The organism is Arthrobacter sp. LjRoot78, from assembly GCF_964254335.1.
Taxonomy (GTDB): Bacteria; Actinomycetota; Actinomycetes; order Actinomycetales; family Micrococcaceae; genus Arthrobacter.
Map to the genome: position 1 here is coordinate 1,173,423 of NZ_CAXUTG020000001.1, position 23,067 is coordinate 1,196,489.

The 23,067-nt window shown below is 65.0% G+C and carries 19 protein-coding genes and 2 rRNA genes; 5 read left to right on the plus strand and 16 right to left on the minus strand.

Going from position 1 to position 23,067, the window contains the following annotated elements; all coding sequences use genetic code 11:
- Positions 1-295: 295 nt before the first annotated feature.
- Both ACSQ1X_RS05540 and rrf read left to right on the plus strand, forming a co-directional pair.
- Positions 296-3,421: ribosomal RNA gene (locus ACSQ1X_RS05540) — 23S ribosomal RNA — on the plus strand.
- A gap of 221 nt (positions 3,422-3,642) precedes the next feature.
- A 5S ribosomal RNA gene (rrf, locus tag ACSQ1X_RS05545) occupies positions 3,643-3,759 on the plus strand.
- 83 nt (positions 3,760-3,842) lie between these two features.
- Here the strand turns inward: rrf and ACSQ1X_RS05550 are convergent.
- Positions 3,843-4,184, minus strand: a complete 342-nt coding sequence (locus ACSQ1X_RS05550) for a YciI family protein (RefSeq protein WP_436056961.1) — start codon at positions 4,182-4,184, stop codon at positions 3,843-3,845.
- Positions 4,185-4,462: 278 nt separating this feature from the next.
- Between ACSQ1X_RS05550 and ACSQ1X_RS05555 the strand changes: the two genes are divergently transcribed.
- Complete coding sequence (locus tag ACSQ1X_RS05555) at positions 4,463-5,302, plus strand: SDR family NAD(P)-dependent oxidoreductase (RefSeq protein ID WP_055804317.1); 840 nt, start codon at positions 4,463-4,465, stop codon at positions 5,300-5,302.
- A gap of 57 nt (positions 5,303-5,359) precedes the next feature.
- On the opposite strand, the gene ACSQ1X_RS05560 is transcribed toward ACSQ1X_RS05555, so the two are convergent.
- The 6 genes from ACSQ1X_RS05560 to ACSQ1X_RS05585 form a co-directional block, all read right to left on the minus strand.
- Positions 5,360-7,507: a sensor domain-containing protein gene (locus tag ACSQ1X_RS05560; protein ID WP_436056962.1), complete on the minus strand. Its 2,148-nt coding sequence runs from the start codon at positions 7,505-7,507 to the stop codon at positions 5,360-5,362.
- A 109-nt stretch (positions 7,508-7,616) separates the two neighbouring features.
- Positions 7,617-7,916: a hypothetical protein gene (locus tag ACSQ1X_RS05565; RefSeq protein ID WP_436056963.1), complete on the minus strand. Its 300-nt coding sequence runs from the start codon at positions 7,914-7,916 to the stop codon at positions 7,617-7,619.
- Between the two features lie 72 nt (positions 7,917-7,988).
- A complete protein-coding gene (locus tag ACSQ1X_RS05570) occupies positions 7,989-9,395 on the minus strand; it encodes a UDP-glucose dehydrogenase family protein (protein ID WP_436056964.1) in 1,407 nt (468 codons plus the stop codon).
- Complete coding sequence (locus ACSQ1X_RS05575) at positions 9,392-10,582, minus strand: glycosyltransferase family 4 protein (protein WP_436056965.1); 1,191 nt, start codon at positions 10,580-10,582, stop codon at positions 9,392-9,394. Before ACSQ1X_RS05575 ends, ACSQ1X_RS05570 begins: the two co-directional genes overlap by 4 nt.
- A gap of 272 nt (positions 10,583-10,854) precedes the next feature.
- On the minus strand, positions 10,855-11,007 hold the full coding sequence (locus tag ACSQ1X_RS05580; protein WP_156372449.1) for a hypothetical protein: 153 nt from the start codon (positions 11,005-11,007) through the stop codon (positions 10,855-10,857).
- 90 nt (positions 11,008-11,097) lie between these two features.
- Positions 11,098-12,102 carry a hypothetical protein gene (locus tag ACSQ1X_RS05585; RefSeq protein ID WP_436056966.1) on the minus strand — a complete coding sequence of 335 codons (1,005 nt, stop codon included), beginning with the start codon at positions 12,100-12,102 and terminating at the stop codon, positions 11,098-11,100.
- Between the two features lie 179 nt (positions 12,103-12,281).
- On the opposite strand from ACSQ1X_RS05585, the gene ACSQ1X_RS05590 reads away from it, so the two are divergent.
- Positions 12,282-12,461 carry a hypothetical protein gene (locus ACSQ1X_RS05590; RefSeq protein ID WP_436059268.1) on the plus strand — a complete coding sequence of 60 codons (180 nt, stop codon included), beginning with the start codon at positions 12,282-12,284 and terminating at the stop codon, positions 12,459-12,461.
- Between the two features lie 81 nt (positions 12,462-12,542).
- On the opposite strand, the gene ACSQ1X_RS05595 is transcribed toward ACSQ1X_RS05590, so the two are convergent.
- Together ACSQ1X_RS05595 and ACSQ1X_RS05600 are read right to left on the minus strand one after the other, a co-directional pair.
- Positions 12,543-12,791 (minus strand): hypothetical protein, encoded by a 249-nt coding sequence (locus ACSQ1X_RS05595; RefSeq protein WP_055804300.1) that lies wholly within the window; start codon positions 12,789-12,791, stop codon positions 12,543-12,545.
- Positions 12,784-14,217 carry a flotillin family protein gene (locus ACSQ1X_RS05600; protein WP_436056967.1) on the minus strand — a complete coding sequence of 478 codons (1,434 nt, stop codon included), beginning with the start codon at positions 14,215-14,217 and terminating at the stop codon, positions 12,784-12,786. Before ACSQ1X_RS05600 ends, ACSQ1X_RS05595 begins: the two co-directional genes overlap by 8 nt.
- A 251-nt stretch (positions 14,218-14,468) precedes the next feature.
- On the opposite strand from ACSQ1X_RS05600, the gene ACSQ1X_RS05605 reads away from it, so the two are divergent.
- Positions 14,469-15,854: a phenylacetate--CoA ligase family protein gene (locus ACSQ1X_RS05605; RefSeq protein ID WP_436056968.1), complete on the plus strand. Its 1,386-nt coding sequence runs from the start codon at positions 14,469-14,471 to the stop codon at positions 15,852-15,854.
- 75 nt (positions 15,855-15,929) lie between these two features.
- Here the strand turns inward: ACSQ1X_RS05605 and fdxA are convergent, their stop codons facing one another.
- From fdxA to ACSQ1X_RS05640, 7 genes are read right to left on the minus strand one after another with little or no spacing between them, the layout of a single operon-like run.
- Positions 15,930-16,256 carry a ferredoxin gene (gene fdxA, locus ACSQ1X_RS05610; RefSeq protein ID WP_436056969.1) on the minus strand — a complete coding sequence of 109 codons (327 nt, stop codon included), beginning with the start codon at positions 16,254-16,256 and terminating at the stop codon, positions 15,930-15,932.
- A gap of 6 nt (positions 16,257-16,262) precedes the next feature.
- Positions 16,263-17,753: an aldehyde dehydrogenase family protein gene (locus tag ACSQ1X_RS05615; protein ID WP_436056970.1), complete on the minus strand. Its 1,491-nt coding sequence runs from the start codon at positions 17,751-17,753 to the stop codon at positions 16,263-16,265.
- 36 nt (positions 17,754-17,789) lie between these two features.
- Positions 17,790-18,578, minus strand: coding sequence for an SDR family oxidoreductase (locus tag ACSQ1X_RS05620; RefSeq protein ID WP_436056971.1), 789 nt, complete (start codon positions 18,576-18,578; stop codon positions 17,790-17,792).
- On the minus strand, positions 18,578-19,561 hold the full coding sequence (locus tag ACSQ1X_RS05625; RefSeq protein WP_436056972.1) for a dihydrodipicolinate synthase family protein: 984 nt from the start codon (positions 19,559-19,561) through the stop codon (positions 18,578-18,580). The genes ACSQ1X_RS05620 and ACSQ1X_RS05625 overlap by 1 nt, the downstream gene beginning before the upstream one ends.
- Positions 19,562-19,588: 27 nt before the next feature.
- Positions 19,589-20,431 carry an enoyl-CoA hydratase-related protein gene (locus ACSQ1X_RS05630; RefSeq protein ID WP_436056973.1) on the minus strand — a complete coding sequence of 281 codons (843 nt, stop codon included), beginning with the start codon at positions 20,429-20,431 and terminating at the stop codon, positions 19,589-19,591.
- A complete protein-coding gene (locus ACSQ1X_RS05635; RefSeq protein WP_055804279.1) occupies positions 20,428-21,687 on the minus strand; it encodes a CaiB/BaiF CoA transferase family protein in 1,260 nt (419 codons plus the stop codon). Before ACSQ1X_RS05635 ends, ACSQ1X_RS05630 begins: the two co-directional genes overlap by 4 nt.
- Positions 21,684-23,066, minus strand: a complete 1,383-nt coding sequence (locus ACSQ1X_RS05640) for an FAD-dependent oxidoreductase (RefSeq protein ID WP_436056974.1) — start codon at positions 23,064-23,066, stop codon at positions 21,684-21,686. The genes ACSQ1X_RS05635 and ACSQ1X_RS05640 overlap by 4 nt, the downstream gene beginning before the upstream one ends.
- Position 23,067 lies beyond the last annotated feature (1 nt).

Below are 23,067 nucleotides of genomic sequence, written 5' to 3' on the forward strand. Positions count from 1 at the left end.
GGTCCTGAGGCAACAGGGCCGGGTGCTGCGGCTTTTTGGCTGTGGTGGTTCGGTACTTGTTTGTTTCTGGTTTCCTGGCTGCATCGATCGCATGGTTGCTTTGTCCTTTTTGTGGGGGCGGGTGTGTGTGGGGTGTGTGGTACGGGGTTGTTGTTTGAGAACTACATAGTGGACGCGAGCATCTTTTATAAGAAGCAATTTCCAAGAATATGAACCTGGATCTGTTGTGCTGTCTTTCGGGATGGTGCAGTGGTTTCTGTGGTTCTCTCGAAAATTAGTTTTTTTGATCTTTTGTGGTCAAGTTTTTAAGAGCACACGGTGGATGCCTTGGCATTAGGAGCCGAAGAAGGACGTAGGAATCTGCGATAAGCCTGGGGGAGTCGATAACCGGACTGTGATCCCAGGGTGTCCGAATGGGGAAACCCCGCCAGGGGCGCGAGCTGCCTGGTGACCCGCATCTGAACACATAGGGTGCGTGGAGGGAACGCGGGGAAGTGAAACATCTCAGTACCCGCAGGAAGAGAAAACAATAGTGATTCCGTTAGTAGTGGCGAGCGAACGCGGATCAGGCTAAACCGTTCCATGTGTGATAGCCGGCGGGCGTTGCATGGTCGGGGTTGCGGGACTTCCCGTGCTGGTTCTGCCGGACCAGCGAGGTGTGATGTGCAGGCATAGGTGAACGGTCTTGAAAGGCCGGCCAGAGAGGGTGTGAGCCCCGTAACCGTAATGTTGTGTACCGCCTGGGAAGTATCCCAAGTAGCACGGGGCCCGAGAAATCCCGTGCGAATCTGTCAGGACCACCTGATAAGCCTAAATACTCCCTAATGACCGATAGCGGACCAGTACCGTGAGGGAAAGGTGAAAAGTACCCCGGGAGGGGAGTGAAACAGTACCTGAAACCGTGTGCTTACAATCCGTCGGAGCCAGTCTGATTCTGGTGACGGCGTGCCTTTTGAAGAATGAGCCTGCGAGTTAGTGTTACGTCGCGAGGTTAACCCGTGTGGGGCAGCCGTAGCGAAAGCGAGTCTGAATAGGGCGTTGCAGTGGCGTGATCTAGACCCGAAGCGAAGTGATCTACCCATGGCCAGGTTGAAGCGACGGTAAGACGTCGTGGAGGACCGAACCCACTTCAGTTGAAAATGGAGGGGATGAGCTGTGGGTAGGGGTGAAAGGCCAATCAAACTTCGTGATAGCTGGTTCTCCCCGAAATGCATTTAGGTGCAGCGTTGCGTGTTTCTTACCGGAGGTAGAGCTACTGGATGGCTAATGGGCCCTACAAGGTTACTGACGTCAGCCAAACTCCGAATGCCGGTAAGTGAGAGCGCAGCAGTGAGACTGTGGGGGATAAGCTTCATAGTCGAGAGGGAAACAGCCCAGACCACCAACTAAGGCCCCTAAGCGTGTGCTAAGTGGGAAAGGATGTGGAGTTGCGAAGACAACCAGGAGGTTGGCTTAGAAGCAGCCATCCTTAAAAGAGTGCGTAATAGCTCACTGGTCAAGTGATTCCGCGCCGACAATGTAGCGGGGCTCAAGTACACCGCCGAAGTTGTGGCATTCACATTTTATCCAAGCCTTTGTGGTTCAGGAGTGTGGATGGGTAGGGGAGCGTCGTGTGGGCAGTGAAGTCGCGGTGTAAACCAGCGGTGGAGCCTACACGAGTGAGAATGCAGGCATGAGTAGCGAAAGACGGGTGAGAAACCCGTCCGCCGAATGATCAAGGGTTCCAGGGTCAAGCTAATCTGCCCTGGGTAAGTCGGGACCTAAGGCGAGGCCGACAGGCGTAGTCGATGGACAACGGGTTGATATTCCCGTACCGGCGAAAAACCGCCCATGCTGAACAGGGGATACTAACTGCCCGAAGCCTGCCCGATCGCCCTTGTGGTGTGAGGGTTTTGGTGGAGCGCGGGACCTGATCCTGGGAGGTAAGCGTATTAACAGGTGTGACGCAGGAAGGTAGCCGAGCCGGGCGATGGTTGTCCCGGTCCAAGGATGTAGGGCGAACGGTAGGCAAATCCGCCGTTCATGATGCCTGAGACCTGACGGGACCCCCGTATGGGGGGATTCGGTGATCCTATGCTGCCTAGAAAAGCATCGACGCGAGGTTTTAGCCGCCCGTACCCCAAACCGACACAGGTGATCAGGTAGAGAATACTAAGGCGATCGAGAGAATTATGGTTAAGGAACTCGGCAAAATGCCCCCGTAACTTCGGGAGAAGGGGGGCCCCAACCTTGAACACCACTTGCTGGTGGGAGGGGATCGGGGCCGCAGAGACCAGGGGGAAGCGACTGTTTACTAAAAACACAGGTCCGTGCGAAGTCGCAAGACGATGTATACGGACTGACTCCTGCCCGGTGCTGGAAGGTTAAGAGGACCGGTTAGCCGCAAGGCGAAGCTGAGAATTTAAGCCCCAGTAAACGGCGGTGGTAACTATAACCATCCTAAGGTAGCGAAATTCCTTGTCGGGTAAGTTCCGACCTGCACGAATGGAGTAACGACTTCCCCGCTGTCTCAACCATAAACTCGGCGAAATTGCAGTACGAGTAAAGATGCTCGTTACGCGCAGCAGGACGGAAAGACCCCGAGACCTTTACTATAGTTTGGTATTGGTGTTCGGAGTGGCTTGTGTAGGATAGGTGGGAGACGTTGAAGCCCGGACGCCAGTTCGGGTGGAGTCATCGTTGAAATACCACTCTGGTCACTTTGGACATCTAACTTCGGCCCGTAATCCGGGTCAGGGACAGTGCCTGATGGGTAGTTTAACTGGGGCGGTTGCCTCCTAAAAAGTAACGGAGGCGCCCAAAGGTTCCCTCAGCCTGGTTGGCAATCAGGTGTCGAGTGTAAGTGCACAAGGGAGCTTGACTGTGAGAGAGACATCTCGAGCAGGGACGAAAGTCGGGACTAGTGATCCGGCGGTACATTGTGGAATGGCCGTCGCTCAACGGATAAAAGGTACCTCGGGGATAACAGGCTGATCTTGCCCAAGAGTCCATATCGACGGCATGGTTTGGCACCTCGATGTCGGCTCGTCGCATCCTGGGGCTGGAGTAGGTCCCAAGGGTTGGGCTGTTCGCCCATTAAAGCGGTACGCGAGCTGGGTTTAGAACGTCGTGAGACAGTTCGGTCCCTATCCGCTGCGCGCGCAGGAAATTTGAGAAGGGCTGTCCTTAGTACGAGAGGACCGGGACGGACGAACCTCTGGTGTGTCAGTTGTACTGCCAAGTGCACCGCTGATTAGCTACGTTCGGATGGGATAACCGCTGAAAGCATCTAAGCGGGAAGCTCGCTTCGAGATGAGATTTCCATACACCTTGTGTGTGAGAGGCCCCCAGCCAGACCACTGGGTTGATAGGCCGGATGTGGAAGCGAGGACTAACGACTCGTGAAGCTGACCGGTACTAATAGGCCGATAACTTACACCACACACCATTGGTGAACCCGATTCAAAAGGGGTTCACACCAAACAATGGTACGAAGATAACAAGACTGCTTGCGTCCACTATGTGGTTCCCAACCAACAAACCCGTTGCGTTCAGGAATCAACAATAAAATAACAACACCACAACTGCCTTAACCGGCAGAACACATGTTGTAACCACAGATTTCCCGCCCCGGACCACACGTCCAGGGCGCGGAGCAAGGGTTACGGCGGTCATAGCGTGGGGGAAACGCCCGGTCCCATTCCGAACCCGGAAGCTAAGACCCACAGCGCCGATGGTACTGCACCCGGGAGGGTGTGGGAGAGTAGGTCACCGCCGGAACACCATTCAGGTCGAGAGCCCCAACCACACGGTTGGGGCTCTCCCGCATTTAAACCACCAAAGCTGAAACCAACAGTTCCAACTCAGCTGGCCGGGTCGTACTGGAACTGCCTGACCTCTTGCGGGCAGCGGCATGCGACGGCGATCTTCGCGGCCCACTCAAGTGCCGCCTCCCGCGACGGCAGCTCCAGCACGGTGTAGCCGCCGTTGGGCACCTTGTGGCCCGGGTACGTGCCCTCGGTGACGGTGCCGTCACCGGTGACGAGTACCGGGTCTATGTCCTCATCGATCCCGCCGGCGAAGACGTACACGCCCGCCGCCTTGGCCTCCTCGATGACGGCATGCGACGCTTCGACCACCGACTCGAATTCCTCCTCGGGGACTACCATGGCCTCACCGGGGAACGAGATCAGGTACTTCGTCATTCGAGGACTCCTTTGCTCCGGCGGCGCCAACCGCTGGCTAGTCTATGGGGCACCGCAATTGTGCCCAGACCGATTATGGCCCCGGCGCCCGACATGTGGTCAAGAGAGAGCGTCGGCGAAAAGCCCGCAGGAAGTGAGAGAGCGTCGGGGGAAAAGCGCGCAGGAAGTGAGAGAGCGTCTGACGGGGTCGGAACGCCTGGTGCGCCGCCGTCGTTGTACTGACTGGGCTTCGGGACGCCGGCTATCGGCACGCTCCATCAATGATTGGGAGACACTTCATGACGGCACGAACCATCGTTATCACCGGAGCGAGCGACGGCATCGGCGCGTCCGCCGCGCGGACGCTGGCCAAGGCAGGGGAGCGGGTAGTCGTCGTCGGGCGTTCCGCGGAAAAGACCGAGGCGGTGGCACGCGAGATCGGCGCTGACTACTTTGTCAGCGACTTCGCTGACCTATCCCAGGTGCGCACGCTGGCGAGGCAGCTGAAAGAGAAGTACCCGCGGATCGACGTGCTTGCGAACAACGCCGGCGGGATCATGGGCAAGCGAGAGCTGACCGTGGACGGACACGAGAAGACCTTCCAAGTGAACCACCTGGCGCCGTTCCTGCTGACGAACGAGCTCATGGAAGTGCTGACGGCAAGCAACGCGACGGTCATCAACACGTCGAGCGCTGCGAACGCGTTCGGACACGTGGACATTGAGGACCTTGACGCGGCCGGCAAGTACTCCACCAACAAGGCCTACGGCACTGCCAAGCTCGAAAATATCCTCTTCACCACCGAGCTGCACTACCGGTACAACGCTGCCGGCATCGCCACGGCCGCCTTCCACCCGGGCGGCGTCGCCACCAACTTCGCGGCGGAATCGACCAGCTGGTTCCGTTTCGCCTACAAGACATTCATCAAGCGGTTCATGCTCACCCCCGATCAGGGCGCAGACACCCTCGTGTGGCTGGCGACCACTAAGCCGGGGCACGACTGGGTCTCCGGCGCGTACTATGCCAAGCGGGCGCTGGCCAAAGCCAACAAGCAGGCCTACGACGCCGGGCTGGCCCGGCAACTGTGGGACCGCAGCGAGGCGCTGGTCAGCACGGACAGGATCGACCAGCTGAGCTGACCCTGCGCCGGCGGCGCAGGGTCCATTGAGGCACTTTGGCGGGAACCTGTCTCCGCCTCAGGCCTCGAGGTGAACGCCCTGCAGCTCGTCAATGGCGTCCGCCGAGCGGAGCAGCGCAAGCTCCAACCCTGATTCCGGTTCCGGATGGGAAAACAGGTACCCCTGCAAGGAGTCGCAGTTCAGATTGGTCAGGTAACCGGCCTGGGCCCCGGTCTCGATTCCTTCCGCTGTCACCGTCAGGCCCAGGCTGTGGGCCATGTTGATCATTGAGCTCAGGATGGGTAGTTTCTCCGCGCCGGTACGGACCATGGAAACGAAGGAACGGTCTATCTTCACCGCATCCACGGGAAGTTCCTGCAACCGCCCCAGCGAGGAGTAGCCGGTGCCGAAGTCGTCCAGCGCCACCCGCACGCCCGCGTCGCGGAGCGCGTTGAGTTGCCGGATCACGTGTGCGTCCGGATCAAAGAAGACGCTCTCCGTCACTTCCAGCACCAGCTGCCGCGGATCCGTGGCGCAGGAGGCCGCCAGGCGCAGGACGCCCTCGGCGAACTGGCAGTCCTTGAGCTGCACCCCCGAAATGTTGACCGCAACGGAGCGTCCGGGATCCTCAGACAGCCAGGGTTGCAGCTCAACGAAACTATGCCGCTTGACCTGCATGCCGATCGCCGAGATCAGGCCGCTGCGTTCTGCCGTCGGAATGAACTGTCCGGGCGGAATCATCTCACCGTTGCGTTTCCACCGGGCCAATGCTTCGAACTGCACCACCTCGCCGAGTTTCGGTGAAATCACCGGCTGGTAGTGGACCATGATCTGCCCGGCGTCGACCGCTAGCCGGAGGCCGGCTTCCATGTCCGTCCGCTGGACCAGCGCCGTCATCATGTCCGGCTCGAACCTCATGTACCGGTTCTTTCCGGCCGCCTTCGCCGCATACATGGCGACATCAGCCTGGCGGAGCAGCTCGGAGGCCGCCACCGCGTCCTGGCCCGCCGAGGCCAGGCCCAGGCTGAGGCTGGGGCGAAGCATGGTTCCGTCGATCCACATGGGGACGTTCAGAGAGGCCACGATGGATTCCGCCACCGCATCCGGTTCAGGGGAGCCGGTCAGCAGGACAACGAACTCGTCTCCGCCGAGACGGGCCACCGTGTCGTCGGGACGGACGCAGGACCTCAGCCTGCGTGCCACTTCCGTCAGCATCTCGTCACCGGCATGGTGGCCCAGGATGTCGTTGACTTCCTTGAAATCGTCCAAATCCAGTAGCAGGACATCCACGGTCCCAGCCGGCCCGTCCCGGAGCGATTCAGCCAACTGGTCATGGAATAGCTTGCGGTTGGCAAGCCCGGTCAGGGGGTCCTGGAACGCCAGGGCCTTGAGCTGGGCTGCCTGCTCGGCCAGATCGGCCATCGCCCGCTTCGCCTGGTCCTGGGCAGCCAGCCTGGGGGTCACGTCGCGGAAGCTCCACACGCGTCCCACCACTTTTTCCGCCACCTTCTGCGGACGGGAGTACCGTTCGAAGGTCCGGCCATCGAGGAACTCCAGAACGTCGTTGCTCTCAGCAAGCGGGTGGGCATAGAGATCGTGCACTTTGTCCAGGAACCCTTGAGGATTCTTCAGGAGCCCGAGCACATAGCCGATCACCGCTTCATCATCGTGCGTCGTCAGCAGCCCGCGCGGAATGCCCCACATGGACACGAATTGCTCGTTGACACCGGCGATTTGGCCGTCCGTTCCGACAACGAGAATGCCGTCGGCCGTCGACTCAAGGGTGGCGCTCAGAAGGGATACGGCCTCGCGGAGTCCGTCGTCGGGTTCTTCACGATGGGTCATGTCCCGCACCGACACGGACATGCAAAGGCCGGCGGCTGTTTCCAAGACACCGCACGCTATCTCGCCCTTGAACTCCGTGCCGTCCTTCCTGAGCCCGTACGCCTCGAACGGCGAACCGAAGCCGGACTCCGGACCACCGACACGAAGGGCCTTGAAGAGGCGCTGGAATCCCAGGCGGTAGCCCTCAGCAAGAATGATTCGGTGATTATGGCCGACCAGTTCCTGCCGTGAGTAGCCGAACACCCGCTCAGCGGCCGGGTTCATAAGCACCACGGTGCCGTCCTGGGCCAGCACCAACAGGGCGTCGGGCAGCGAATCAACGATGGCCTGATAGTCCTGGCCTGAAACTGCCCCCGGTTCCGGGCTTCCCTGCGGCGCCATCACAGCACCGTAAAGACAAAATGAGACCGCAAATTCTTCATGGCATGTCCTCCCCTCCGCACATCATAGAGGGCGCCGGGAAGAACCGCTTGTCACATGGGAAGCGGCGTCAGTGCAGATGGAGAGGGCCGGCTCCGTGGCTTCGGCGCGGTCCATCCCCGCGGGCCTTGATCGCCCGCGCCAGCGCGTGGAACAGCCTGGCCGTGAACCGGTACAAGCCCAGGGCCAGTGCCCCCACCCCCAGCAGCAGGAGTTGCACCGACCCGGCCACCAGCAGGAGCAGAAGGGCGGGAATCAGCACGGGCAGCAGTATCAGGAAGGCCAGGATTAAAGCCGCAACGTAGCCGGCGGCGTAACTGAGGATCGTCGCCTGGTCCACCTGTACTTCGCCCCCAAACCTGATCGGCATGCCTTATTACTATAATAAGTAGACTTATGAGTCTGGGCCAGAGGTAGCGCAGGACACTTCCAAGCGGCGGGATCAACCGGGCTGCGAGGCTTCAGACCCTGACCGCCCGTGTCCGGCAACCTCAACGGCGGCACCCGTAGTGAGCCCGGTCCCCAAACCACGAACCGTCCAGCCTTCCGCCTGCCATGCCGCAGCGTCCAGCACATTGCGCGCGTCCAGCACCGTCCGCCGTCGTACCAGCGTCCCTGCATCCTCGGGAGACAACGAACGGTATTCGTCCCATTCCGTCAGCAGCAGCACCAGCTCGGCGCCCTCAAGAGCCCGGTTGGTGCAGGCCTCGAAGCGCAGCTGCGGGTACCGCATCCACGCATTGTTGATGGCTTTCGGATCCGTCACGGTCACGTGTGCCCCGGCCTCGGCCAGCTGCAGGGCGACATCAAGGGCAGGGGAGTCGCGGATGTCGTCCGTGTCCGGCTTGAACGCCGCACCCAGCACCGTCACCGTCCGCCCGGCCAGGCTGCCGCCACAGAGCTGGCGGGCGATGTCCGCTGTCCTCGACCGCTGGCCCAGGTTGATGGCATCCACCGTTCCCATCCAGTCGTCCACCGACCCCACACCCAGCGCCGCGGCCTGGGTCCGGAAGCTGCGGATGTCCTTGGGCAGGCAGCCGCCGCCGAAGCCCAGCCCGGCATGCAGGTACCGGCTGCCGATCCGCGGATCAAGCCCCATCGCCTCACCCAGTTCGGTGACGTCCGCGCCGGAGGCATCGCACAGCTCGGCCATCGCATTGATGAAGCTGACCTTCGTGGCCAGGTAAGCGTTCGACGCCGATTTGATCAGTTCCGCCGTGGCAAAGTTGCATACCAGCCGCGGAATCCCGGTGCGCAGCAGTGGCTCGTACACGGCATCCAGGGCCGCCGTCACACCGGGGCCGGCACCGCTTGTCCGGTCGAACGCCGCAGCGTTGCCGCCCGGCACGCCGTAGACCAGGCGGTCCGGCACCAGCGAATCCTTCACTGCGGTGCCCTGCCGCAGGAACTCCGGGTTCCAGCCGAGCAGCACATCCGGTCGCCCGGAAAGGATGCCGGCCAGCACATCGACAGTCCCCACCGGGACCGTGGATTTACCCACGACGGCGGAATGCGGGCCAAGGTGCGGCAGAACACTTTCGGTGGCGGCGAGCAAGTAGCTGAGGTCGGCGCCGTCGGACGTCTTGGACTGCGGCGTACCCACACAGAGGAAGTGCACCTCTGCGCCGGCCGCGTCCGCGAAATCCGTGGAGAACGTGAGCCGGCCGGTGGTCCGGCCGTCCTGCAGCAGCTCGTCCAGGCCGGGCTCGAAAAACGGTGCGAAACCGCGGGCCAGCTGCTCCACCTTGGCGGCGTCGACGTCGATGCCCACCACGGTGTGGCCCATCGACGCCAGCGTTGCCGCGTGCACGGCGCCAAGGTAGCCGCACCCGATGACGGAAATCTTCACAGTATTGCTCCTCGTTGGGTTTCGACAGGCTCAACCACCGGGAATCGTGTGGTTCCGACAGGCTCAACCACCGGCTCACCGGCGATCACCGCCCGGTAATGGCGGACCAGCTCCGCGCTCAGCGCCGGCCACGTCCGCCCCTGGACCGATGCGTGGGCTGCCGCGGCGAACGCGCGGCGCTTGGCGTCGTCGCCCATCAGATCCATGACATGGGCACGCAGCCCGGCAAGGTCGCCCGGTTTGTAGAGCCAGCCCGTGCGGGAATTCTCCACCAGGTCCAGCGGACCGCCGCGGCCCGTGGCCACCACCGGAACGCCCGATGCCATGGCCTCCTGGATGGTCTGGCAGAAGGTCTCGAACTCGCCCGGATGCACGAACAGGTCGAAGGACGCCACCGCCCTGGCCAGCTGCTCGCCGCCCAGGAACCCCGCAAACACGGCGTTCGGCAGGGCCTCCTGCAGCGCCTCGCGCTGCGGACCGGCACCGACGATCACCAGCCGGGTTCCCGGCACATCGGCCAGCACGGCCAGATCCTCCACCTGCTTTTCAACGGCCAGCCGGCCCACGTAGCCGATGATCCGCTCGCCGTCCGGGGCAACGGATGCCCGCCACCCGTCGTCGCGCTTTCCCGGCGCAAACCGCGCGGTATCCACACCGCGCCGCCACATGTCCACCCGCAATACCCCGCGGCCGCGCAGTTGGTTCAGCGCGAAAGTGGACGGCACCAGAGTCCGGGAAGCCAGCAGGTGGATGTTTTCCACCCGGTTCCAGGCCCAGTTCTCCATGAACGGCACACCGTAGCGCGCCGCGTAGCTGGGGACCTCGGTCTGGTAGATCGCCACTGTGGGAATGCCCAGTTGGTGGGCCGCCTGCACTGCCCGCCAGCCAAGTACGAACGGGGATGCGAGGTGGACAACGTCAGGCGCGTAATCGGCAAGGATTCTCTTGACCCGGTTCACACCGCCCAACGCCACCCGCACGTTCGTGTACCCGGCCAGCGGCACGGACGGGAGCCGGTGCACAAAGGCGCCGTGCACCACATCCAGGACCTCTGTGTCCTGTGTCGACGGGGCGATCACCATCACGTCATCGCCCCTCTCCTGCAGATGCTCAAGCACCCGAAGGATGGAGTGTGTCACCCCGTTCATCAGTGGCAGGAATGATTCAGCAACAATTGCGATCCTCACACCTCCACGGTGCGGGCGGTGCGTTGCGCCGAGGGGGAGCGGGCATGACGGGCAAGGGAAGGTTGGGTTAACAGCGGGGCTGCCTTGAGGCGCGACGGCCGCGGTGCACGACGGCGGCGGGCACGACGACGGCGGCGCTCGCCGCCGGCGGGCTGCCAGTGGCAGCCTCGTAGTGGGCCTCCGATTACATGACCCGGTAAATTACAGGGCCCGGATGCTGCCCCTTGACACCCCCAGGCAGACAAGGGACAGCATCCGGACCGGCCTGATGATCAGCGGCCTGCCGCCGAACCCGCCCGGCCCATGGGGTCGGGCCAGTTGCCGATGCGGGACTGCATGGGGTCGGGCCAGTTGCCGATGCGGGACTGGGCGGGTGCGGAGCGGACAATCACGGTGGCGCTGGAAAGCTGGGTGTGGACGGACATGACTTTTCTCCTGACTGAGTTTTCTATTCCGTACGCCGATGGCGTCGGTGGTGGCCATGTTCTGCCTGAAAAAGCGCAGAGGTGACCTGCTCAGTCGGGGGAAGACCCCGGATCAAATGACGGGCTCGCGGCCAGGACGAGGGCGGCGTCCGGCACGAGGCAGCGGCCGGCATCGGGCAGCAAGTTCCAGAACCCGTCGACATCGCCCGACGTCTCGGCGCCTGCGCTGCCCGTGCCTGAGGACGCCGACCCGGACTGGTTCTGGACGCCAGCGAATCGGAACCCCCCTTCGGGGGCAGGTTCGTCAGCCGGCGTGGGCCCGGCGGAAACCACATAGCCGATGGTTGCTGCCAGCGCTCGCACAGCGTGCGTATTCGCCAGGAACTGCAGCGAAGAAAGCGCGCTCCTGACCAGCTGCGGCGCACCTCCTGCGGGCTGGACTCGGGCAACGCTGGAGGCTGCCTCAACGCCGCTGGTGGCTGCGGCACGTTGTGAGGGAAACTCCGACGGCGGGACTCGGGTTCCGTGTGGGTGACCGGGCGCGGCCGTGTCCGGCTTCTGCCTTGGAACCTGGGGCGGGACCTGTGGTCGTGGAAGAGTGGACACGGGGTCCGTCGGAAGTGGCGCCGTAGGCACATGGAGGTCCGGCAGGGTGGAAGCGAGGGAATCCACCACCGACCCGAACTCGTCCACTGTGCCGGTCACCGAATCTGTGACCGTATCAACGAGCGGCGCGGCCGGAAGGAGCGGAGCGGCGGTGTCCACGACGTCGCTGACGACTTGAGTTGTTCCGCTGAGCACAGGATCCACAACGTCCACGACGATCGCAGCAGTGCGGACGGCCGGAGTTGGGACGTCATGGACAGCCTGAACGGGAGGTTCGTCGGGTTCCTGAACGGCTTGCGGCTCGGCGTCCGGGACGATGTCCTGGACGAGCGACGCGGCCGCCTGCCCAATCCCGCCCAGCGGGTTCGGAGCATCAGAGGCGGCATTCGCCGGGCCGGCGGCCAACGCCAGCCAGGAACCGGTCAGAACGACGGCGAGCAGGAGCGGGCGCACGGAAGACCGGCAACGATCACGGAAAGTACGCACCATCCAGATCACCCCCCAGAGGCAATGGAAAATCAGGATACGCCCGGAGCTGTCTCACCGTCCAGACCTCCACGCTTGCGGACCGGAAGACGGCGGACCGGGAGCGTGCCACCGACCGGTGTGCGGGGTTCTCTACAGCCGGATCGGGACGCCGTAAAATTGATAGCAGAGGTGTTCCAGTGATGTCCGGGCCAATCGTCGTCGTCCTGATTTTCCTTGCCGTCGTTGCCCTGCTGGGGGTGATCGGAACGGTGGTGGTGGTCCTACGCGACGGCCGGGGGATCCTGCCGCGGGAGGAGTCCGAACGGCCCTGGATGGCGGGCAACCTGCCCAGTGTTCCGTACTCCCTCTGGAGGTTCTGATCCCGGCCGGCCGCGGATGCCGGCTGCCACGGTTGTCGGTCGGTCACGGCTGCAGGCGCCCAGCGGCGCCTGAAGCGCGACTCAGCGGCCGCCGTCGTGCCTCAACACCTCCGGCAGTTCATCCACATAGACCGTCTGCGGCGGATCAAAATAGATCACCAGTACTTCATCACCCACCGCGTACACGCTGGTCTTATCGAACGGGTGTGCATGGAAAGCCATGATGCCGCCGAGGTAGGGCAGCATGACTTCGCCGATGGTGCCCGGGCCGATGCGCCCGGTCACCCGCCCGATCTTGCCGGTGAGGCTGCGGTCGACGTCCTTACGCATCAGGGGCTTTCGCCGGACGTTTGCCTTCCCTGCTGTTCCTCAGCGCCGAGGAGAGGGCCGGGAGGTAGTCGCCCACCTGGGCGAGGATGCCGCCGAGCATCTTGTTGACGCCTTCCCCGCCGTTGAGCACCGTCATCTGTCCCACGTGCGAGAACGGCTCCGCCGCAGCTGCGATGATGGCTGGCATGTTTTCGGCGAGCTGCTGCGAAATAACAGCGTCCTGGTTGGTCCCGAGGGCCTCGGCGCGTGCTTTGATGCCCTCCGCCTCCGCCAGCGCCTTCGCCTTGATGGCAGAGGCGGCAGCATCACCGCGCGCCCGGGTGGCTGCAGCTTCCGCCTCGCCGGTGACCTTGGTGGCCCCTGCCGCGGCCGCAGCAGCGGTGGCATTTGCCTGGGCCTGGAGTTCCGTCCGGCGGGCGTTCACCTGGGCTTCGAGTTCGGTGCGGCGGGCAAGCGCCTCGGCGGCGCTGATGTCGGCCGCCTTCTGGCCCTCGGCGTCCGTGCGCTTGGCGTAGGCCTTGGCGTCGGCGGGCTTGCGGATGGTGGTTTGGAGTTTCTGCTCTTCGCGGTCAGCCTCAAGCTTGGCCACCTCGGTTTCCTGGACCACCACCTGCTGCCGCGCGGTTGCATCTGCCAGCGGCCCGGCCTGGGCGGCATTGGCCTTGGCCCGTTCGGCGTTGGCCTGCGCCACGGACTGCCGGATGGCCGAGACACTCTGCGCATCGGCAATGAGTGCGGCGGCCTCCGCTTCCTTCTCCGCCGCCTCGCGGTTCCTGGTGGCCTCGGCAATCCGGGCTTCCATCTTCACTTGGGCGATGTGCGGCTTGGCGATGTTCTGGATATAGCCAGTGGGGTCCTGCAGGTCCTTGATCTGGAGCGAATCCACCACCAGGCCCAGCTTCTCCATTTCCACGCCGCTGGCGCTGCGGACCTGCGAACCGAGCTTGTCACGCTCGCGGATGATTTCCTCCATGGTCATGCTGCCAATGATCGACCTCAGGTGTCCTTCAAAGACGTTATATACCTGGCTTTCCATTTTGGGCTGCTGGCCCAGAAAGCGCCTGGCCGCATTTGCAATGAAGGGCGGGGCGTCGCCGATTTTGTAAATAACAACACCCTCCACAATTACCTGTATGCCCTGCGAGGTAACACAGGAAACTTTGAGCTCAGTTTCGTTCAGCGTCAGGGACAGGGTCCGCACTGTCTGAAGTCCGGGAAATACCAGCGCACCCTTGCCCGTGACAATCTTGAAGTCCATTCCGGCCCGCGTTTCCAAGGTTCCGCGGGTCAAACCGGAGATGATCAGGGCCTCGTTGGGTTCGGCCACCTTCCACATCAGCTTTATTGCCACCCAGACAAAGCCGACGACGAGAACCGCCCCGATGATGGCGGCAATTAGCGGGAAGAATGCTGACAAGTCCGGCATGGCCAGGTCCTTTCGAGGGTGTGGATCAGGCATTTCGGTAAAGCCCCAATATTCCAGCTGTTCGTTCCTGGAAGGCCGGAATGCGGGTAATTCCGGACGGCCGGGCCAGCTGTTGTAGACAGTCTGATCGGCGCCCGCTGCGAAGTCCAGCAATTGGGCGGGACAGGGGGAAGAAGGCCCCTGTTATGGTGCCAGCAGACGTGCGATGGTGGGACATGGGTCCGAGGACTGATCCGGAGAGGACACTTGCCGTGCGTGGACTTTCCGGATGGACGCTCCGGGTCGCGTGGGACACCTGGCGTGCTGAGCGCGGGGGCCCGGAGGCGATCAAACGCCTGCAGCAGGCCCGGCTTGCGGAACTCGTGGAGTTCGCCCGGTCCGCGTCGCCGTACTATCGCCGCCTTTACCGGGACCTCCCGGACACGGTCACCGGGCCGAACCAGCTTCCGCCGGTGGGCAAACGGGAGCTGATGGCGAACTTCGACGACTGGGTGACGGACCCGCACATCTCGTTGGCGAAGCTGAAGTCGGACCTGCTCTCCGACCTGTCACAGCTGGGCAGCCTCTACCGCGGGCAGTACCTGGTGGTGACCACGTCCGGCACGTCAGGTGAGCCGGCTGTCCTGATCCATGACCGGTTCTCCTGGGTGATGGTGAACGTGGTGGTCCGGATCCGGGAACGCGGGACCCTGGTGAGGGCCTCGGAAGTGCGGCACTTCCTGCTCCGAGGGCTGCGGGCGGCGGCCCTCGTGGCGTCTGGCGGCCACTTCGCCGGCGTCGTGTTGACCGAAAACGCCCGACGGCGGGCCCCCGCCATTGCCCGGCGCCTCCGGGTCTTCTCGGTGCTGAGGCCGCTGCCCGAGCTGGTGGAGGAACTGAACACCTTCAAGCCGACCCTGCTGTTCGGCTATCCGAGCGCGGTGATCCAGCTGGCCGCGGAGCAGAAGGCCGGGCGCCTCAGGATCCGGCCCGTCCTGGCCATTTGTTCCGGCGAGAACCTGTCCGCCACCGGACAGGCATCCATCGAAGCGGCGTTCGGCTGCCGGGTCACCCAACGCTATCTTTCCTCGGAGGTCCCGGCGCTGACCAGCCAGTGCCGGTACGGCGCTTTCCACATCAACACGGACTGGTACATCCTGGAACCCGTGGACGCGAACTACGTGCCGGTCCCGGCAGGCACCACCTCACACACGGTGCTCGTCACCAACCTGGCCAACCGGGTGCAGCCGCTGATCCGCTACGACCTCGGTGACCGCGTAACGCTCGCCACGGAACCGTGCCCGTGCGGCAGCCCGTTTCCATCCGTGAGTATCGACGGCCGGACGGGCGACCTCGTCTCCTTTGCGGCACCGGACGGGACCGCCGTGACAGTCCTTCCGCTGGCACTCGGCACGGTGATCGAGGAGACGCCAGGAGTGCGCAGGTTCCAGGCCATCCGCACGGGACCGGGGAACCTGACAGTGCGGCTCGAGGCGGAGCCGGGTGCCGCGTTGGCCGTGCTGCGCACGGCGGTGACGGCGCGGTTGGACGAGTACTTCGCTGCCGTTGGCGCCGGACCGGTCGCGATTGAGCACGCAGACGAGCCGCCCCGGCCCGACCGCAGCGGCAAGTTCCGGCAGGTCTGGTCCGCACGGTGAGGTGACGGCGGCTTAAGCGCGAACGGACAGTTGAGGCCCCGAACGGCGGGGCCTCAACTGTCCGTTCGCGCTGATCTAGTGGGTGGGTTCTGCCACCGGCTCGGCCGCCACCACCGGGTGGTCGCGGCCGAGGTTCCCGAGGGCGGAGGCACCCTGCGGCGACCCCAGCTCCTCGAAGAACTCCACGTTGGCACGGATGTATTCGGCCCACTCATCGGGAACGTCGTCCGAGTAGTAGATCGCCTCCACCGGACACACCGGATCGCACGCACCGCAGTCCACGCATTCGGACGGGTGGATGTACAGCGAGCGTTCACCCTCGTAGATGCAGTCCACGGGGCACTCCTCGATGCAGGCCTTGTCCTTCACATCCACGCACGGCTGCGCGATCACGTAGGTCATGGTGCGCTACACACCGGTGTATACGGTTTTGCCCCAGGTGAAGAAGTCCAGCGCGGACTTCCCCTGCTCGCGGAACGTGTTGGTGGAGGAGTCCTTCACGCCGCCGAACGGCACGTTCAGGTCCAGTCCCGCCGTCGGCCGGTTGACCTTGACCACGCCGGCCTGTGCCCGGGCGGCGAAGTCCGTGGCGAGCTTCAGCGAATCAGTACAGATGCCGGCGGTGAGGCCGTAGCGGGAGTCGTTGATGGCGGCCAGCCCGGCCTCGTAATCGGCCACTTCCAGGACCGCTACGACGGGGCCGAAGATCTCCTCGGTGACGGCGGCGTCGTCGAACGGCAGGTCCGTGAGCACTGCGGCGGGGAAGTGCAGCGGACGGTCCGCGTCGCCGTCGTGCGTTTCGTCCAGGATCCCGGAGCCGGTCAGCAGCGTGGCTCCGCGTTCGACGGCGGAACGCACGGCCGCGGTGTTCTGTGTGAACTGCTGGCCGCTCACCACAGCCCCCATCGGGGCGTCCATGCCGTCGCCGGCGGTGTACTGCGCGGCTTCCTCGGTGAGCGCGTCAAGGAACGCGGCGCGGATGCCCGGGGTGACGTAGACCCGGGACGTGGCAGTGCAGGCCTGGCCGGTGAGCCCGAACGCGCCGGCGGCAATCACCTTGGCGGCCTTGCGGGCGTCGGCGTCGTCGAGGACCAGGACGCCGTTCTTGCCGCCCATTTCCAGCTGCACGCGGGCGCGGCGGGCGTTCAGGATTTCCTGCAGTCCCAGCCCCACGTTGGTGGAGCCGGTGAAGGAGAGCCCGGCGATGTGCGGGTCGCGGGCCAGGGCGTCGCCCACCACGCGGCCCTTGCCGTGCACCACGTTGAACACGCCGGCGGGCAGCCCGGCATCCTGCAGGGCGCGGGCGAGGTGCGTGGCGGAGAGCGGGGTGAGTTCGGCCGGCTTGATAACGACGGCGTTGCCGCTGATCAGCGCCGGTGCGGACTTCCAGGCCGGGATGGCGATGGGGAAGTTCCACGGCGTGATCAGCCCGACGACGCCGAGCGGCTCGCGACGGGTGGTGATGGTGGTGTCCGGCAGGCCGCTGGGCAGCACTTCGCCGGTGGCGGCCCAGCCGAGCGAGCCGAAGAAGCGCAGCACGTCCGAGGCACGCTTGACCTCGCCCTTTGCCTCGGCGAGGGTCTTGCCTTCCTCGCGGACCAGATCCTCGGCGATGGCGGTCTGGCGTTCGATCAGCAGGTTTCCGGCTGTGATGAGGATGGCGCCCCGGGACGGTGCGGGCAGTGCCGCCCATCCCGGCTGCGCTGCTGCGGCGGCCGTGATGGCGGCGTCCACGTCCGCGGCGGTGCCGCTGGGGGAGAGGGCTGCGAGTTCGCCCGGGCGGGCCGGGTTCATCCGCTCCGTGTCGGCCTCGCCGAGCCATTCGCCGTTAATGAGGTGCCTGGCGGTGATGAGTTCGCGGTCGGTCGAGGTGGTCACGTCGGTGGCTGTGGAAGTCATGGGGTTCCTTTGGGAATCGTGGGGAGGTCTGAGGAGCTACAGGCTGCGGATCAGGCCGCCGTCGCAGCGGAGTGCGACGCCGGTGATGTACGACGCCGGGGCGCTGCACAGGAACGCGGCAGCGGCGCCGAACTCCTCCGGCTCCCCGTAGCGGCGGGCGGGGATGGTCTTGCGGGATTCGAGCTGGATCTCCTCCACGGCGGTGCCTCGGCGCTTGGCGGCGGCCTGGTCCAGCTCGGCCACCCGGTCCGTGGCGATGCGGCCGGGAAGGAGCATATTGACTGTGACCGAGTCCAGAGCCACCTCGGCGGCGAGGGTCTTGAGGTAGCCGGCCAGTGCGGCCCGGCCGGTGTTGGACACGGCCAGGTTGGGCAGCGGGGCCACCACTCCGCTGGACCCGACCGCCAGGATTCGGCCCCAGCGCCGTTCCCGCATGCCGGGAAGCACCTGCGAGATCAGGGCGTGGTGCGGCTTGACCAGCAGCTCGAACGCGGCGGCGATGTCCTCGGAGCTGAGCGTCGCCGCGGCACCGGGCTTGGGGCCCGGACCGTTGAGCACCAGGATGTCGATGGGGCCGAGGTCCGCCACTGTCTGGTCGACGGCGGACTCGATGCCTTCCGGCGTGGTGAGGTCCGCCTCGATGGCGATGGCTCCTGTGCCGTACGCCGTATGGAGGTCGGCGGCGATCTCCTTGGCGCGATCGCGGCGGCGGCCAATGACCGCCACGCGGACGCCCTCGGCGGACAACGCGCGGGCCACAGCGAGGCCCAGGCCTCCGGTGGAGGCGGCCACCAGGGCGGTTTTTCCGGCGATTCCGAGGTCCATCAGTAACTCCCTACAGCGGTGTGTTCGTGGGTGGCAGCTGACTCGAGCGCGGCGGCGGCTTCCCGCAGGTGCGTGAGCATGCTGTAGCGCAGCCTCTCGGGGAACTCCGCGGCCGGAGCCCGGACGCCCGAATCCTTGATGAGTCCGCGCTTCCGCAGGCACTCCTTCCGGACGGCCAGGGCGATTTTGGCCTGCTGCTCGAAGTTGACCAGAGGCAGGTACGGCAGCAGCTGGTCGCGGGCGGCCTCGTACCCGTCGCGCTGCCAGGCGCGGACACAGGCAATCAATGCTTCGGGATAGGAGAACCCGGTCATGGCGCCCGCTGCGCCGGCCATCAGCTCGTCCAGCAGGCCCTGCCCGCCCAGCCCGCCGAAAACGGAAACCTCGACGGCGGCCGTCAGCTCCGCGATGGCCACGCTGGTGGGCGGCGCTTCGGCCTTCACCGCGACAACGAAACTGCACCACTTCACCACGGAAATGAGCGCCTTGGTGCTGATACTGACTCCGCTGGCCAGCGGATAGTCCTGCAGGACCACCTCCGCGCCGGTGGCCCGGTGGATGGCGTCCAGGTGTGCGATCACCACTTCGGGCCGGGCGGAGTTGGCCTGCACCATGACGGCCGCCAGGCGCTCGCCGGCCACGGCCTGGGCTGCCTTGATTTCGTCGATGGCGGGCCGGGTGGCCAGCGCGGTGATGCCCACGACCAGCGGGAGGTCCGTGCATTCGACGGCGATCTCGAGCACCTGGCGGCGCTCCTCCGCGGTGAGGGCCGCGGCCTCGCCGAACACACCCAGGACCGTCAGCCCCGTGGCGCCGATGGCTTCGTAGTGCTCCACCAGTTCGGACAGGCTGTCCAGGTCCACGTCCAGGGTGCTGCCCTGGAACGGCGTTGCCACCACGCCCCAGACGCCGGGCGCCAGGGATTCGCGTGCCTGTGGTTCGCGGGGATCGTTCCCGGCTGCATCATTCTGTGGTTCGTTCATGGAATCCTCCTCGAAATTTGTTGGGGGTCAGCGGCCGGGCCAGACCGGCGGCCGCTTTTCCTGGAAGGCGCGGACGCCTTCGGCCGAGTCCTCGCTGTCGAGCGCCGCCATCAGGGCCGGCAGGCGGAGCCCGCGTGCCTCCTTGGCAGCGAGGTGCTGCGTCTGCGTGACCATCTGCTTCACGGCCCGGACGGAGGTGGGGGCGCAGGCAAGGACCTGGTCCACCCAGCGCTGCACCGCGGCGTCGAGCTCTTCTGCCGGGACCACCTCGTTGACCAGTCCCATGGACTGCATTTCCGCGGCGTCAGCTTTCCGGCCGGTCAGCAGCATGCCCATCGCCTGGGTGTAGGGGATGCGACGCACCAGCTGGTGGATGCCGCCGTCGAGCGCCAAACGCCCCACCCGGGGTTCCGTCAGCCCGAACCTGGCGTTCTCCGACGCCACCACGATGTCCGCGCCGAGCACGATCTCCATGCCGCCGCCCAGTGCGTAGCCGTTCACCCGGGCGATCACGGGCACATCCAGCGACGTGCGCAGGCTAAGCCCGCCAAAACCGTTCGGATCCAGGCCGGCCCAGTACTCCAGGCCGGTCTTGTCCACGGCCGAGGCGGACATGTCCGCCCCTACGCAGAAGGCACGCGTGCCCGCACCCGTGATGACCACGGCGCGCACGGAGGGATCGGCCTCCAGCTGCGCCCAGATCTCGTTGAGCCGTGCCTGGGCGGTGCCGTCGACGGCGTTTAGCACGTGCTGCCGGTCGATCACCACCGTGGCCACATGGTTCTCGATGGTCAGGGTGACCTGGTCCACTGGTGAGGGGGCAGCGGAAGCGGCGCCCGCCGTCGTGCTTTCCACAGAAGTTGCCGTCACCGGAGCACCCCGAGTTCCTGAAGACGCTTGATGGTGGCCTCGTCGAAACCGTTCTCGAGCAGGACCTCCACGTTGTGCTCACCCAGCCGGGGCGCCACGCGGCGGACGGTGGGAGGGGTGGCGGAGAGCCGGATGGGCGCGTTGAGCATGCGCACTGTTCCGACGCCGGGGTGTTCGGCCTCGACGATCATGCCGTTGGCTTCGGTCTGCGCATCGGCGAGGGCCTGTTCCAGGGTGTGGACGGGGGCGTTGAGCAGCCCCTGGTCCTCCAGCTTGCCGGTCCAGTACTCGGTGGTGTTCGTGGCGATGCGCTCGCGGAAGATGGCCTGCAGCGCCGGCTTGTGCGCGAACTGCTGCTCCAGGTTTGCGAACTCGGGCCGCTGCGTCAGGTCCTCGTCCAGCCCGAGGGCTTCGGAGATGCGGGCCAGCGGGTCCGGGGTGAAACCGCCCACCATGCACACGGCACCGTCGGTGGTTTCGAACACGCCGCTGAGGGGCATGGCGCCCCAGTTGACCTCGTAGCCGCGGTTGAGCTGCATGCACGCCTCCTGCATCTGCAGGTGCAGCATGGAGTCGTACATGGTCACCTCCACTTTCTGGCCGACGCCGGAGGTTTCACGGGTGCGCAGCGCCAGCAGGATGCCCTGCATGAGGTGCATGCCGGTGATGTAGTCGCACAGCGTGGTCGGGTAGATGGACGGCTTCTGGTCGTCCGATTCCCGGCGCCACATCACACCGGAGTAGGCCTGCGCGATCGCGTCCTGGCCGCCCTTGTGCGAGTACGGTCCCACGGGGCCGAAGCCCGTGCCGGAGGCCCAGATAATGCCCGGATTCTCGGCCTTGAGTTCCTCGTAGCCGAAGCCCATCCGTTCCATGACACCGGAGCGGAAGTTGCTGACCACCACGTCCGCGTCCGCCATGATGGCGTGCAGTACGTTCCGGCCTTCCTCGGTGCGCGTGTCGATCGAGACGCTGCGCTTATTCCGGTTGATGGACAGGAAAATCGGGTTGTCCTGGCCGTCCTTGTCCGGGAACGAGTTGCGCGAGATGTCCCCGGCGCCGGGGCGTTCCACCTTGATGATGTCCGCGCCGTAGTCGCCCAGCATCTGGGTACAGGACGGGCCCATGAACACCTGGGTGAAGTCCACGATCTTGATGCCGTCCAGCGGCAGCGGGGTAGTGGTGGGTTCAGCAGCGGCGGCGGGTGCCGCCGTCGTGCGTTCCAGCTCTGTCGTTTCCAACGTCACCGTGCTCATGCCGGAACCGCCGCTTCGGCGTCAACGGTGGCGTTCGACGACGGGACGTCGCCCGGGTCGGCGCCGTGCCGGCGCATGCCCTGCTGGATGTCCAGCGCGGACACGTCGCGGACCAGGAGGCCGTTTTCGACGGCGAGTGCGGCGGCGGCGCCGACGGCCTGGCCCATGGCCATGCAGGGCGGGATTTCTCGGGACATCTTCTGCGCCTCGGGGGTGGCGGAGTAGTGCCGGCCGGCGACGAGGAGCTGATCCACTTCCTTGGGCAGCAGCGAGCGGTAAGGGTAGTAGTAGTCGCGGCCGCGGGCCACGGTGTCGGCGAAGTGGCGGCGCTGCGTGACGTCGTCCTTGGTCATGACGTACTCGCCCTGCAGCAGCCGGGTCTGACGGACGCCCATCTGCGAGGCGACGTCCAGCATGTAGCAGTTTTCGAAACCGGGCAGGTTGGCGCGGACGTAGTCCACGGCCTCGGAGATCCGGTCGCGGGCGGCGAACTCTGCTGCGGTCATGTCCGCCGGGTCCGTGCCGTCGAAGCCGGTCATGTGCGGGGCGTTGCACCAGACCACGCCGTCGATGGGGGTCTTGAGCCACCACAGTTCCCAGGCGCCGCCGAGGAGGCGCTTGATCTTGCGGTTGATGGCGCGGGCTTCCTTCGGGTTGGCCTGCTCGAAGGCTTCGGCGGCGTCCGTGTTCACGTTGCCCAGGCGGAAGACGAGCGTGGTGAGGTAGTTGTCCTTGGCGTAGCTGGCGCCGGCCCGGGAGGCGACGTCGATGTCGCCGGTGGTGTCGATGACGACGTCGGCCATGAAGGCCTGCGGGCCCAGTTTTGTTTCGCAGATGACGCCCTTGATCACGCCGTTGTCCACGATGGGGCGGGAGAACCAGGAGTGCAGGCGGAGGTCCACGCCGGCCTCGCGGACCAGGTCGTTGGAGACGCGCTTCCAGCCGTCCGGGTCGAATGCCGCGGCGTAGCAGATGGGCTTGGGGTTGGTGTGGGAGTGGAAATCGAAGGTGCCGTAGCGGCCCCACTTGTTCCAGAGTTCCTCGGAGGTCTTGCGGTCATCGGCCGGCGGGACGACGGCTAGGCCCAGCTTCTGCAGCCGTTCCACGTATTCGGAGACGATGCCCGTGACCGTGATTTCCTGGCCGTTGATCATGTCGTCCAGTACCAGCACCATTCCGCCGGAAGCGAGGCCGCCGAGGGATGAGTAGCGTTCCAGCAGGGTGACCTTGGCGCCGGAGCGGGCTGCGGTGACGGCCGCGGCCACGCCTGCGGGGCCGCCGCCGACCACGAGGACGTTGGAACGGGAGATGACCGGGGCGGTGAGGTCCGCCGTCGTGGTGCTGAGTTCCAGGGAGTTGAACGTTGCGGGGGAGGTCATG